The organism is unidentified bacterial endosymbiont, from assembly GCF_918797525.1.
Lineage (GTDB): Bacteria > Pseudomonadota > Gammaproteobacteria > Enterobacterales > Enterobacteriaceae > Enterobacter.
Genome location: NZ_OU963893.1, coordinates 3,786,040 through 3,798,887, shown reverse-complemented (window position 1 = coordinate 3,798,887; position 12,848 = coordinate 3,786,040). Strand labels below are relative to the sequence as shown.

Sequence of the window (12,848 nt, the reverse complement as noted above, 5' to 3'; positions counted from 1 at the left end):
TACTATAATGTTTACCAACGCAGTATTTTTTTCCTATCAGCAAATACTTGTATATTCGCTCCGGTATATTGTGTTCAGTTCGTATTTAGAATGCCGCTTCGCGTTAAGATCAGAGTTGATGGATAAGCTTTTCGATGCATTGAAGGTTTAACGGGGAAACTTTGAAATTTAAACTTACTATCCTGACGTTCCAGATTTCAATGTTGGCATGCTGATCGAATCAGCAAAAGCCCGAAGAGGGTTGTACTAATGAGAGAGCACAGCGCCCCTCTGCTTCATCTTTCGGCAAATCGCTGAGTGTTTCAGGCAATAAAACATCGCCGTAAAAAACATCCGTTTCCCGAGGAAGGGATTTCACTTTGCGCTTATTTCTGACCAGCGCTACAGGCTGATAGCCCATTTTGATAGCGGTATTCACGATATGAAAACCAATACTTCCTGTCACCCTGCTACGAGTATTTTCATGATAAACCTACTGATAATTGAGTCTTATTTTCCATACAGTCAGAATATCAATTATCATTAATGTTAGTCATGGGGCTAAAATGATTGTGTCTATGAACACACTTCATGAGTACGTGATGAAGGGAATGCCCCCATAAGGAAATCGCCGATGCTCAAAGAAAATTTCAACGAACTGCAAATCTTTCTTGTGGTGGCGAGGGAGCGAAGTTTTACCAAAGCAGCGGGTAAACTGGGGGTTTCTCAGTCTGCACTTAGCCATGCGATGAAGGCCCTGGAGGAATGGCTGAATATCCGCCTTCTGACCCGCACGACCCGAAGCGTTGCCCCCACAGAAGCAGGTGAGAGAATTATTGCCTGCCTTGAACCGCGTATTGCCGATCTTGAGCAGAAACTGGAATCGCTGGTTCAATTGAACGGCACAGCTTCCGGCAATATCCGTTTATCTGCCGGGGAGCATGCCGCGCGAAGTCTGGTATGGCCGAAGCTAAAACCCTTCCTCAGGGAATATCCGGAAATCAATCTCGAACTGGTGGTGGATAATGGCTTTGTCGATATTGTTGAGGGGCGTTTTGATGCCGGGATCCGCCTGGGCGAAAGCGTGGATAAGGACATGATTGCGGTAAGAATTGGGCCGGACATGAGAATGGCCGTCGTAGGAGCGCCGTCTTATTTCGCGACAAATCCTGCACCTGAAACGCCGCACGAGCTACAAAATCACCAGTGTATCAATATGCGCCTGCCGACAGCCGGTGGGCTTTACCACTGGGAATTTGAGAAGGAAGGGAAGCCGTTACGTGTCAGAGTAGAAGGGCAGGTAACCTTTAATCTGCAGGCGGAAAGGATTGATGCGGCGTTATCCGGTTTTGGCATTGCCTGTATACCTGAAGACAGGGTGCAGGATTATATAAAGTCAGGAGAGCTTATTCAGGTTTTGCAAGACTGTAATTTAAATTGTGTATCTGCCTGTTGTTGATATGTTCACTCCAACAACGGAGACAGGCAAATTATGGACGAAAAGAAACTCAAAGCGCTGGCGGCTGAACTGGCTAATTTTTCGGATGTCCCCACCACGCGGGCATTAGGGGTCTGCTGCGGATTGAGTCGGACATTAAACGCGCGACAGGTCTATTAACCTTTGCGCCGCCTGTAAATCTGCCAGGGTATCGATATCGTGGGTAATACCCTGATCCGACAGGAAAATATCTTTAGCTTCTCCCCGTTGTCGCGCGCGTCTCACTATTTCTTTTGCTCCCGTATCGCCAGACAGGGCAAGTAATTCAGCACGGTGTTCGTGCCGGAATCCCACCGGATGGCCCGAATGATGTTGGTGGTGAGGCACCACGACCGAATTTTCTTCAAGCTCTGCAGCGACGCGTTGCAATGAGTAAGGCTGAATTAAGGGAAGGTCGGCAGGCAGAATGAGCCATCCCTGGGCCTCAAGGGTGGCGTGAACGCCAAGCGAAATAGACTCGCCCATGCCGCACGTTCCGCCTTCTGGGCAGACCAGATGCCCTCTCAGATTCGCGGTTTCAACCGCCTCTATCACATGTTCCAGAACCGGCTTGCCGTTGAGCTGCGCGGCGAGTTTATGGGTGCTGCCTCCGGAGGTAAGAAAGCGCTCCCCACGCCCGGCAGCGAGGATCAGGACGACGGGGGCTGGCATGAACTTTCCTGCTGATAAAGACGTACGGACGCAACCTCTGCCAGCACGGAGAGCGCCAGAGTATGCGCATCCCGGGCTTTGGGGAATATCCCGACAGGCGCTCGGATTCGCTCTGTTTCCTCCTTGCGCCACCCCAGCTCGCGAAGTTTTTGCAGACGCAAAGCGTGCGTTCGGTAACTGCCCAACGCGCCGAGGTAAAAGGGTTTCGCCTCGCGCGCGGCCTGCAATACCGGCAGCTCCCGGTTGAGATCGTGGCACAGCAAAATCACCGCCGTGTCGGCATCTATCTGAACGCTGGCTGAGGCTGGAAATAGGTCGAAGGTATGGCTGTCATAGCCTGTGGCCGCCGCAAGGCTGGCGGTTGCCTGCGCTTCAAGAGAACGGCCATAAATTACCAGCTTTACACAAGGTCTGAACCCCACCTCAAAGCCATTGAGGTGCCAGCCCGTACGGGTATGCGCGGGCAGGCACATGAGCGATTGTGTTTGCGGATCGTAACGTAGTCCCGCCGGGTGTCTTTGTTCCAGGCAGTTCAGCGCCGCAAGAAGGGGCTGTGCCGATCGCAGCTTATGGAGCGCCAGAGTGATCCCACCGCCGCAGGGCAAAACAATGTCGAACCACGGCGAACCTTCGCCATAGCGAATTTCGCGATCGCGGCCTGAGTTCATCACCTCCAGCGCTTCAAACGCGGTGGCGGCCTCCACGCAGCCGCCAGAGACAAAACCGCAGTAGCGGCCATCTTCACGCACTACCATCTGCGCACCGAGCGGCCGCGCAGCGCCGCCGCGTATCTCAACCAGCGTCACCAGCACCGCTGCTTTACCGGACATCAGGGCCTCCACCGCGAAACGCAGAATAGACTGGGGATCATCGGTAAGAAACGCCTGCTCTGGCTGATGCCAGCGCGCGTCGTTTATGTCAAAAAGCGAGTCGGACATTGTTCCCCCTTACGTCAACTCCGGCAGCTTATCGAGCAGCTTATCCAGGGTGATGGGGTAATCCCGTACCCGAATACCCGTGGCGTTGTACACCGCGTTGGCGATAGCCGCGCTCACGCCGCACAGGCCGAGCTCACCCACGCCTTTGGCCTTCATCGGTGAGGAGATGGGATCGGTATCATCCAGGAAAATGACCTCCTGTTGCGGAATATCCGCATGGACCGGCACCTCATATCCCGCCATATCGTGGTTCACGAAGAAGCCCAGACGGGTATCCACGGCCAGCTCCTCCATCAGCGCCGCGCCCATTCCCATGGTCATTGCGCCAATGACCTGGCTGCGTGCGGTTTTCGGATTAAGAATGCGTCCAGCGGCGCACACCGCGAGCATGCGACGAACGCGAACCTCCCCCGTTGCGCTATGCACGCCCACTTCGACAAAATGCCCGGCAAAGGTCGACTGCTGGTACTCCTTGCTAAGTGTGCCGAACTCAATGCTCTCTTCCGCCGTCAGCCTGCCGCCAGAGGCAGCCTCACGCAGCGTGGCGCTGCGCGTACCGCTGGTAATTTTGCCGTCAGCAAACTGCGACTGCTCAGGATCAAACCCGACGGCCGAGGCAATCATTTCGCGAAGTTTCACACAGGCGGCATACACGCCGGAGGTAGACGTGTTCGCTCCCCATTGTCCGCCAGACCCTGCAGAGACCGGGAAACGAGAATCGCCGAGGTGAACCGCAACTTGCTCCAGCGCTACGCCAAGCATCTCCGCTGCTGTCTGGGCCAGAATGGTGTAGCTGCCGGTGCCAATGTCGGTCATGTCCGTTTCCACGGTGACATTGCCGTTTTCCTCGAGGTGAACCCGCGCGCCAGATTTTTCCAGCAGATTATTGCGAAAGCCCGCCGCTACGCCGACACCGACCAGCCACTCACCCTCGCGCACTTGTCCGGGCGTGGCATTGCGCTGCTTCCAGCCAAATGAATCCGCTCCGGTACGCAGGCACTCGACAAGCTGACGTCGCGAGAAGCGGCGCGTCGGATCGGCGGGGTCAACCTGAGTGTCATTCAGGATGCGAAACTCAACGGGATCGATACCCGCCTTTTCCGCCAGCTCATCCATCGCGATTTCGAGCGCCATCAGCCCGGGCGCTTCGCCGGGCGCGCGCATGGCGTTCCCCTCCGGCAAATCGAGCGTTGTGAGCCGCAGACCAGTATGGCGGTTTGCCCCCGCGTAGAGTAATTCGCTTTGCTGCACCGCCGTTTCCGGCGTGCCGCCGGGCAGGTTACCGGACCAGCTTTCATGGGAGATAGCGGTAATTTTCCCGCTCTGGTCAGCACCGATACGCAGGTGCTGAAAAGTCGCGGGGCGGTGAGTGGTGTTATTGGGAATGGCGGGGCGAGGGAGCATCACTTTTACCGGACGTTTTACCGCACGGGCAGCGAGGGCCGCCAGCAGCGCATCGCTTCTCAGGAACAGCTTGCCGCCAAACCCGCCGCCGATATAGGGGGAGATAATGCGCACATTCTCCACGGGCAGCTTCAGCGTTTTCGCCAGATCGGCGCGGCACCAGTCAATCATCTGGTTTGAGGTCCAGACTGTGACTTTATTACCCTCCCAGACGGCCATCGAGGCATGCGGCTCCATTGCCATATGGCTCTGGTCCGGGGTCGTGTAGGCGGCATCAATTCTCAGCGCTGCGGTGGCGAACGCGCCGTCAAAATCACCGACGTTTTTGTCGGGTGCATCTTCGGGCGCCTGACTGACAGTCGGCTTCTCATCCGCCAGGGAGTAAGCTCCTCTCTCGCGACGATAGTGCGCCTGTACCAGCGAGGCCGCCGCTCGCGCCTGTTCGAAAGTCTCTGCCACCACCAGCGCAATGGCCTGATGGTAGTGCTCAATCCTGGGGCCGCCTAACAGGCTGGCGGTGTTTTTGTCGCCTTTGCCAAGCGCCCCGGCGTTACTGGCGGTGATAACCGCCAACACACCCGGCGCTTTTAGCGCGGCGTCCGTGTCAAGGGCGGCGAGGCGTCCTTTTGCAATAGCGGAACCGACGATGTAGCCATAGGCGGCGTTGGGTGCTTCCTCATGCCATTCGTAGGCGTAGCGTGCCGTGCCGGTGGTTTTTTGCGGCCCGTCGATGCGGTCATGGGGGCGACCGACGACCTTAAGCTGATCGATCGGGTTTTCCCCTGCGGGTTTATCAAATTTCATGCCTGAGCCCTCGCTTCTGTCAGTACGGAGGCAAGCGTTCGCTTCGCCAGCAGGAGTTTGAAGGTGTTTTCCGCGGTGGGATGGGCGCTGGCGAACAGCGTCTCATACACGGCTTGCGCTCCCTGTGGCAGTTGAGCGTCCGCCGCCTCAACGCGCCAGGGTTTATGCGCCACCCCGCCCAGCGCGACGCGTCCACTGCCGTCTGGCTGGACGATCGCCGCGACCGACACTAGCGCAAAGGCGTAGGAGGCACGATCGCGCACCTTGCGGTAGAAATGTGCCCCGCCGACAGGGGGCGGCAACGTCACCGCGACGATAAGCTCACCGGGCAGCAGAGCGGTTTCAATGTGCGGCGTTTTCTCCGGAGGGCGGTAAAAATCAGCAAGCTTAATACTGCGCGACTTTCCCTCAGGCGTGATGGTTTCCACCACCGCATCCAGCAACCGCATCGCAACCGCCATATCACTTGGATGGGTGGCAATGCAGGCTTCGCTTACGCCTACCACCGCGTGCTGACGGCTAAAGCCTTCAAGCGCGGCACAGCCGCTGCCGGGCAGGCGTTTATTACAGGGCTGGTTGGTATCGTAAAAGTAGGGGCAGCGCGTGCGCTGGAGCAGGTTACCTGCGGTGGTCGCCTGATTACGTAACTGGCCGGAAGCGCCAGCGAGCAGGGCGCGGGAGAGTACGGCATAATCCCGACGCACGCGTTCGTGGGCTGCTAAATCGGTGTTGCACACCAGTGCGCCGATGCGCAGGCCGCCCGCATCGGTCGCTGCAATCCGGTCCAGCCCTAGCCCGTTTATGTCGATAAGGTGGGTGGGCGTTTCAATCTCTAACTTCATTAGATCCAGCAGATTGGTGCCGCCTGCGATAAACCTGGCGCCGGGAACACGCTGAGCGCTCAGCACCGCCTCGGCCGGGGTATTCACACGTTCATAGGTAAACGCCTTCATGATTGACTTCCCCCCGCTGCGTCTTCAATGGCGGCAAGTATATTGGCGTAAGCGCCACAGCGGCAGAGGTTGCCGCTCATACGCTCACGAATTTCATCGGCTGTCATTTCCGGCGGAGAAACCAGGTCGAGGGTTACGTGGCTCGGAATGCCGTCCTGAATCTCTTTTAGCACCGCTACCGAGGAGCAAATTTGCCCGGAGGTGCAGTAGCCGCACTGGAAGCCATCATGCCTGATAAAGGCCGCCTGCATGGGGTGAAGATTATCTGGCGTCCCCAGGCCTTCAATGGTGGTGATCTCCGCCCCCTGATGCATAACGGCAAGTGTCAGGCAGGCATTGAGCCTGCGACCGTCGACCAGCACGGTGCAGGCCCCGCATTGTCCGTGATCGCAGCCCTTTTTCGTGCCGGTCAGATGCAGATTTTCGCGTAGCGCGTCCAGCAGCGAGGTTCGGGTATCCACCTCTAGCTGCTCGGTTTTACCGTTCACCTTGAGTGTCAGGGGCATTATCTCGGGGGCGGGTGTGGCAGCCGGCACGCGTGCCGCAAATGTGGAATGTGAATAAACGACTGCCGTTGCCGCCGTCGCGGCACTGACTTTAATCAGATCGCGACGAGTCAAACTAAAATCGTGTGACTCGTGTATCCCAACCCGACTATCTTCGGGATATTCGCCTTGGTTGCTCATGCCAGGCCTCCGGTATTCAAAAGGGGAAATAAACGTGCTAATGGTTTTTTGAACGTTAAGCATAGTCGGCGAAAGCAGGGGGATTATTCTTAAAACGCGAATGCTGTTATGAGCTCGGCTAATAAATTCATAGTCGGCAGGGAATCGGCGCGACGGTCATCACTCTCTTCAGAGTCGAAAACATTTGTGCTGCACGCGTGCGGCTAAGCAGGTCGTGAGCCGTCGCGCTGGTCATTTTGATAAATAAAGACCCGCGTGGAGCAGGTCTCAACTGGGTATCACCGTTTACTCCGGAAGCCCAAGGCCCTTCACCCCCATTTGCTTAATGACCTGCAAATTTTGCTCGTGCAAACGGGCATCACGCTGCTCCTTTTCCTGTCGTCTGTCGGCTTTCTCGACCAGGTAACAGGTGTCTTTACTAATGCCTTTTGCTTCACAGCTTTTTAAGCGTTCTTCTTCTGTTGTTATCATTGAACATCCTGCCAGCAAAAAAATAAAACCTGCAGAAAAAAGTGATAAATATTTCATGCTTATCCTTTTAGCAAACGAATTTGTCGATCGAAAGAAAACGTCCCCGAGGGGAAGCAGGCATCGTAGACCTGCTGCGTATTATTGACGTTATTAATAGGCAGTCAATGTCGTAACGCTGTTTCGTTTACTAAGTATTAACATTTATAATCAAGTTACTGAGCATGGCGCAGTAAATGAAGTATAATTATGGCATTAAGTCGGGTATTACCCGTAATGAAAAGATTGACGGCCTGTTAACGTTAAATGCTGTTGACCGCCTGCGCGAACACGTATTTTGAGAAGGCAAAAGAAGAGCGATTAAAGTGTACATTAATGCGTTTATTTCAATGGTTATCAATTAAGGTAAAATAAAGTAACTATAACAACACGTTATTGTTTTCCGCCGTTATGCTTGCTACTTTGTCGTTTCAGGAGTTACATCGTTAATAAAGGAAAACACATGAAAAAGATGACCGGTATTATTAGTTCGTTACTGTTGATTTCTGGATCTGCATGGGCCGCAACCCCTGCAGCGAATTGCGTGAAGACAGACAATGCCGCAATAGAGGCGTTATTTGATCGCTGGAATGCTTCGCTAAAGACCGGTGATCCGCAGAAGGTGGCTGAAACCTACCTTTCCGATGCCGTTTTGTTACCAACAGTCTCAAACCAGGTACGCCTGACAGACGCTGAACGTGTGGATTACTTCAAACATTTCCTGGAAAAGAAACCGGTAGGCCACATTGACAGTCGCACCATTCGTATTGGCTGCAACAAAGCGATCGATACCGGGACTTACACATTTACTTTTGCCGATAATTCAAAAGTTTCTGCCCGCTATACTTTCACTTACGCCTGGACCGGCGACGAGTGGAAAATTTCTTCGCATCACTCTTCCGCTATGCCAGAGTCCTGATTCAGTACGGGTGGTGGCTTCTGCCGCCACCCTGAAAATTAACCCGCCTCACACACTATTCTGCATAACCCCGCGATCATCCGCCCACAGTTTAGATATTGTTGAACTTTCAGTTGGTATAAGACACCCTTTAAAATAAAAACTGTTCATGGGGCCAAATGCAGCGAGCGGGCGACGGGACCATACTGGACATCGCTATTCCAGGCACAGGGCAGTATCATCGTATCCTGTTTTCAGTTTTATTTTATCAGGAGAAGGGCTTTGAAGGGCGTTGTACTGGAAAAGAATGATAAATATAGTTCATTTTTACTGATTATCTCGATACTCAATTTTGCGATTTGGTTAGTCACGGGCTGGATCTTTTTGCATAAAGATTTTGCTGAGTATGAAATCATCATTCCTATGTTTATTTTGATATTAAATACAATAGTGGCATTAACCACATTCATTTTTGCGGCCTGTTTTTTAAGAAGGCACAATAAGCTTAAAATTTTAATTACGTTGCTTATTTCAGCGTATCTGATGTCTGTCGTTTTCTCCCTGCTCTATCGCGACTGGAGTTCGATTATTAACGTGTGAAGCCTGTCCTGGAATGCGCAGGGCTCATTGCCAGGCGTCTCCACATTGTCGGCATGGGACGCCATCAGTATGACGATGCCAGACGCGAAGGTCAGAAACACGGTGGCACCGTAGGTCCAGTTTGTTATCGTGGCGATTCGCTCATGTTAATCCTTCTGCGACAAAAGTGGGATGGCATGTAATGTTAAATATCGGGAGGGTTTTTTTCCCTCTTCAATAAATGCTGCGTCCAGCTCTTCGGCATTGCCTTCATGGTCGCGTCCGGAGAAGAGATTCCAGCAGGCGATAAACAGCGCCGCAATCAACGGACCGATGACAAAACCATTAATTCCGTACAACTCCATACCGCCCAGCGTTGTGATCAGGATCAGGTAATCCGGCATTTTGGTGTCTTTCCCCACCAGCAGCGGACGGAGAATGTTATCCACCAGCCCAACGATGATGACGAAGAAACCGACGATAAACAGCCCTTGCCATATCTGGTGGGTGGCAAACAGGAAGATAGCTGCCGGAACCCAGACAATTGCCGAACCGACGGCCGGCACCAGCGAGAGGAACGCCATCAAAACCCCCCAGAGCACGCTGCCATCAATGCCGACAATGGCAAAGGCAATACCGCCCAGCGTACCCTGAACCACTGCCACCACCGCCGTGCCTTTCACCGTCGCCCGCGAGACGCCAACGAATTTGGCAAAAAGATGTTGCTTGGCAAAGTCGGTCAGCGGCAGGGAATCCAGGATCTGGCGTACCAGATAAGGCCCGTCTTTTAACAGGAAGAACAGCAGATACAGCATGATGCCGAAGCTGATCGCAAAGCCAAACGTCCCTTTACCAATCAGGAATGCGCTGCCCGCCAGGTATTGCCCGCCCTTGAGCGCCACGTCGGAAAGTTTTTTCTGGATCTGCTCAACGTTATTGAGGTTGTGATCCGCGAGAAAACCGCTGGCCCAGTCCGGCAGGCGGTTAAATATACCCGCTACCACTTCAGGGAACTGCGTGTTGTTTTGCTGCAGCCGGGTGTAGACCATGTTCAGCTCAATGGCGAGCGAGGAGAGGATCGCCATCAGCGGAATAAAGACGATCAGGCAGATGATGCACAGTGTTAAAAACGACGCCAGCCCGTTGCGATCGCCCAGCGCGGTGCGCAGTCTGTTTTTCACCGGGTTGAAGATGATGGTCAGGATCGCGGCCCACAAAATGGCGGAGAAGTAGGGCGACAGCACATCGAAGAAAGCCCAGGTGACGAGGGCAAGAATAAGGATGAAGAAACCTTTGGTCAGTCCATTAAAGCGCATAGTGAGTCCTGATATCGAATAATCTGTGTCGACTATAGAACTGATTTGAGGATTTACCAATAACTGGCGGCTACGCCGTACCGGGCGTTGTCGGCCTATGCAAGCCTGGCTTTTTAATACCAATCGCGGTATAACACCCCTTCTTTGGATGTTTAGATGTCCATACGTTTAGAAGGTAATATGCAAACAGAACACCAAAATGGACCGCTTAAGCGCACCATGAAAACTCGCCATCTGATTATGCTCTCGCTGGGTGGGGTCATTGGTACAGGGTTATTTTTCAATACCGGATACATTATTTCAACGACCGGGGCGGCGGGCACGCTGCTGGCGTATCTGATTGGTGCGCTGGTCGTCTGGCTGGTGATGCAGTGCCTGGGCGAACTTTCCGTGGCGATGCCGGAAACCGGCGCGTTTCATGTCTACGCCACCCGCTATCTCGGCCCGGCCACAGGGTATACCGTGGCGTGGCTCTACTGGCTTACCTGGACGGTCGCGCTCGGGTCGAGCTTTACCGCCGCCGGGTTCTGTATGCAGTACTGGTTCCCGCAGGTGCCCGTGTGGACATGGTGCGTGCTGTTCTGCGCGGTAATTTTCGGCCTTAACGTCATCTCGACCCGCTTCTTTGCCGAGGGCGAATTTTGGTTTTCGCTGGTCAAGGTCATTACCATCATCGCCTTTATTATCCTTGGCGGTGCGGCGATCTTTGGCTTCATCCCTATGCAGGATGGTTCCCCCGCGCCGGGACTGGCGAATATTACGGCGGAGGGCTGGTTCCCGCACGGTGGCCTGCCGATCCTGATGACCATGGTAGCGGTGAACTTTGCCTTCTCCGGGACGGAGCTTATCGGCATTGCGGCGGGTGAAACCGAAAACCCGCGCAAGGTCATTCCGGTGGCCATCCGTACGACAATTGCGCGTTTGGTTGTCTTTTTCATCGGCACCGTGTTTGTGCTGGCGGCGCTGATCCCGATGCAGCAGGCCGGGGTGGAAAAGAGTCCGTTCGTGCTGGTGTTCGAGAAAGTCGGGATCCCCTATGCTGCCGACATCTTTAACGTCGTGATCCTGACGGCGATCCTGTCTGCGGCGAACTCCGGGCTGTACGCCTCCGGGCGCATGCTGTGGTCTCTCTCCAGAGAGAAAACGCTGCCGCGCTGCTTTGCTCGCGTCAATAAAAACGGCGTACCGCTGACGGCGCTCTCCGTTTCGATGCTCGGCGGCGTGCTGGCGCTATTCTCAAGCGTTTTCGCGCCAGATACGGTGTTTGTCGCCCTGTCGGCCATCTCTGGTTTTGCCGTCGTCGCGGTGTGGATAAGCATCTGCGCGTCGCACTTCGTTTTCCGTCGCCGCCACCTGCAGTCCGGCCAGCCGCTCTCTGCCCTGCAGTATCGCGCACCCTGGTATCCGCTGGTGCCGGTGCTGGGCTTTATCCTTTGCCTGGTGGCCTGTGTCGGCCTGGCATTCGATCCGAGCCAGCGCATTGCCCTTTACTGCGGGCTGCCGTTTGTCGCCCTGTGTTATGGTGCGTACTACCTGACCCGAAACATGACATCGCAGGAGCCTGAACATGTCGCAGAATAATCCCCTTTGCCCGATCCTTGAAAAACAGCCGTTTGTGGTGCTGGATGGCGCGATGGCAACGGAGCTTGAAGCGCGCGGGTGTAACCTGGCAGACAGCCTCTGGTCTGCTAACGTGCTGGTCGAAAACCCGGACCTTATCCGCGACGTGCATCTGGACTATTACCGGGCTGGCGCGCAGGTGGCAATTACCGCCAGCTATCAGGCCACGCCTGCGGGCTTTGCCGCGCATGGGCTGGACGAGGCGCAATCCCGTGCGCTGATTGGCAAAAGCGTAGAGCTGGCGCGCAAGGCGCGTGAAGCGTATCTGGCTGAGAATACCGCGGCGGGCACGCTGTTGGTGGCCGGTTCCGTCGGGCCGTATGGCGCGTATCTGGCGGACGGCTCTGAATATCGCGGCGATTATGCGCGCAGCGCTGATGAGTTTATCGCGTTTCACCGCCCGCGAGTGGAAGCGTTGCTGGATGCGGGGGCGGATCTGCTGGCCTGCGAGACGCTGCCCTCTTTTAGCGAAATAAAAGCGTTGGTCGCGTTGCTCAGGGAATATCCCCGCGCCCGGGCGTGGTTCTCATTTACCCTGCGTGACGATGAACATCTGAGCGACGGGACGCCGCTGTGGGAGGTGATTGCTGAACTGGATAACTGCCCGCAGATTGTCGCACTGGGCATAAACTGTATCGCCCTGGAAAATACCACTACGGCGCTGAAACACCTGCAGAGCCTGACGTCGCTGCCGCTGGTGGTCTACCCGAACTCGGGCGAGCATTATGATCCGCTGAGCAAAACCTGGCATCATCATGGTGAAGCCTGCGAAACGCTGTCAGCTTATTTACCGCAGTGGCTACAGGCGGGAGCGAAGTTGATTGGCGGGTGCTGCCGTACCACGCCGAAGGATATTGCTGAGCTTAACGCGCAGCGCTGAGAGAACCTAAAACATCGCACAAAATTCACTATCCTTTGCCGCTTTTTATCTAAAAACGAATCGTTATTAGCGATTCGTTTTTATTCCTTTATCAAAATTCCCGCCCCGGAAATACTGCTCTCATAACAACACGGG

General features: G+C 54.7%; 10 protein-coding genes and 3 pseudogenes. 5 read left to right on the top strand and 8 right to left on the bottom strand.

The genetic code is table 11. The features are described 5' to 3' along the window. Positions 1-112: 112 nt before the first annotated feature. Positions 113-250, top strand: a pseudogene (locus NL510_RS22925) (DUF1493 family protein); the annotation flags it as partial. Between the two features lie 27 nt (positions 251-277). Here NL510_RS22925 and NL510_RS18240 read toward each other — a convergent pair. Continuing rightward, positions 278-465, bottom strand: a pseudogene (locus NL510_RS18240) (NAD(P)H-binding protein); the annotation flags it as partial. A gap of 148 nt (positions 466-613) precedes the next feature. Between NL510_RS18240 and NL510_RS18235 the strand changes: the two are divergent. After that, positions 614-1,405, top strand: a pseudogene (locus NL510_RS18235) (LysR family transcriptional regulator); the annotation flags it as partial. Positions 1,406-1,573: 168 nt separating this feature from the next. Here the strand turns inward: NL510_RS18235 and NL510_RS18230 are convergent. From NL510_RS18230 to NL510_RS18205, 6 genes are all read right to left on the bottom strand, one after another. After that, positions 1,574-2,128 carry a nucleotidyltransferase family protein gene (locus NL510_RS18230; protein ID WP_253379046.1) on the bottom strand — a complete coding sequence of 185 codons (555 nt, stop codon included), beginning with the start codon at positions 2,126-2,128 and terminating at the stop codon, positions 1,574-1,576. Further along, positions 2,107-3,066: an XdhC family protein gene (locus NL510_RS18225; protein WP_253379044.1), complete on the bottom strand. Its 960-nt coding sequence runs from the start codon at positions 3,064-3,066 to the stop codon at positions 2,107-2,109. The genes NL510_RS18230 and NL510_RS18225 overlap by 22 nt, the downstream gene beginning before the upstream one ends. Before the next feature lie 9 nt (positions 3,067-3,075). Further along, positions 3,076-5,274 (bottom strand): aldehyde oxidoreductase molybdenum-binding subunit PaoC, encoded by a 2,199-nt coding sequence (paoC, locus tag NL510_RS18220; RefSeq protein ID WP_253379042.1) that lies wholly within the window; start codon positions 5,272-5,274, stop codon positions 3,076-3,078. Next, on the bottom strand, positions 5,271-6,227 hold the full coding sequence (gene paoB, locus NL510_RS18215) for an aldehyde oxidoreductase FAD-binding subunit PaoB (RefSeq protein ID WP_253379040.1): 957 nt from the start codon (positions 6,225-6,227) through the stop codon (positions 5,271-5,273). The genes paoC and paoB overlap by 4 nt, the downstream gene beginning before the upstream one ends. Next, positions 6,224-6,913, bottom strand: coding sequence for an aldehyde dehydrogenase iron-sulfur subunit PaoA (gene paoA, locus NL510_RS18210; protein ID WP_253379038.1), 690 nt, complete (start codon positions 6,911-6,913; stop codon positions 6,224-6,226). Before paoA ends, paoB begins: the two co-directional genes overlap by 4 nt. A 285-nt stretch (positions 6,914-7,198) precedes the next feature. Continuing rightward, positions 7,199-7,441 (bottom strand): hypothetical protein, encoded by a 243-nt coding sequence (locus NL510_RS18205; protein WP_253379036.1) that lies wholly within the window; start codon positions 7,439-7,441, stop codon positions 7,199-7,201. A 442-nt stretch (positions 7,442-7,883) separates the two neighbouring features. Here NL510_RS18205 and NL510_RS18200 point away from each other — a divergent pair, with 442 nt between their 5' ends. After that, a complete protein-coding gene (locus NL510_RS18200; RefSeq protein ID WP_253379034.1) occupies positions 7,884-8,339 on the top strand; it encodes an SgcJ/EcaC family oxidoreductase in 456 nt (151 codons plus the stop codon). Between the two features lie 725 nt (positions 8,340-9,064). On the opposite strand, the gene NL510_RS18195 is transcribed toward NL510_RS18200, so the two are convergent. After that, the gene (locus NL510_RS18195; protein WP_253379032.1) at positions 9,065-10,213 is read right to left on the bottom strand and encodes an AI-2E family transporter; all 1,149 of its coding nucleotides are present in this window, start codon (positions 10,211-10,213) and stop codon (positions 9,065-9,067) included. Positions 10,214-10,393: 180 nt separating this feature from the next. Between NL510_RS18195 and mmuP the strand changes: the two genes are divergently transcribed. Together mmuP and mmuM are read left to right on the top strand one after the other, a co-directional pair. After that, positions 10,394-11,794, top strand: a complete 1,401-nt coding sequence (gene mmuP, locus NL510_RS18190) for an S-methylmethionine permease (RefSeq protein WP_253379030.1) — start codon at positions 10,394-10,396, stop codon at positions 11,792-11,794. Next, positions 11,781-12,713 (top strand): homocysteine S-methyltransferase, encoded by a 933-nt coding sequence (gene mmuM, locus NL510_RS18185; RefSeq protein ID WP_253379028.1) that lies wholly within the window; start codon positions 11,781-11,783, stop codon positions 12,711-12,713. The genes mmuP and mmuM overlap by 14 nt, the downstream gene beginning before the upstream one ends. The last annotated feature ends 135 nt before the right edge of the window (positions 12,714-12,848 follow it).

Excerpts from the sequence above, each read along its gene's own strand:
- NL510_RS18230 (WP_253379046.1), bottom strand. The coding sequence starts at position 2,128 with ATGCCAGCCCCCGTCGTCCTGATCCTCGCTGCCGGGCGTGGGGAGCGC.
- NL510_RS18225 (WP_253379044.1), bottom strand. The coding sequence starts at position 3,066 with ATGTCCGACTCGCTTTTTGACATAAACGACGCGCGCTGGCATCAGCCA.
- paoC (WP_253379042.1), bottom strand. The coding sequence starts at position 5,274 with ATGAAATTTGATAAACCCGCAGGGGAAAACCCGATCGATCAGCTTAAG.
- paoB (WP_253379040.1), bottom strand. The coding sequence starts at position 6,227 with ATGAAGGCGTTTACCTATGAACGTGTGAATACCCCGGCCGAGGCGGTG.
- paoA (WP_253379038.1), bottom strand. The coding sequence starts at position 6,913 with ATGAGCAACCAAGGCGAATATCCCGAAGATAGTCGGGTTGGGATACAC.
- NL510_RS18205 (WP_253379036.1), bottom strand. The coding sequence starts at position 7,441 with ATGAAATATTTATCACTTTTTTCTGCAGGTTTTATTTTTTTGCTGGCA.
- NL510_RS18200 (WP_253379034.1), top strand. The coding sequence starts at position 7,884 with ATGAAAAAGATGACCGGTATTATTAGTTCGTTACTGTTGATTTCTGGA.
- NL510_RS18195 (WP_253379032.1), bottom strand. The coding sequence starts at position 10,213 with ATGCGCTTTAATGGACTGACCAAAGGTTTCTTCATCCTTATTCTTGCC.
- mmuP (WP_253379030.1), top strand. The coding sequence starts at position 10,394 with ATGCAAACAGAACACCAAAATGGACCGCTTAAGCGCACCATGAAAACT.
- mmuM (WP_253379028.1), top strand. The coding sequence starts at position 11,781 with ATGTCGCAGAATAATCCCCTTTGCCCGATCCTTGAAAAACAGCCGTTT.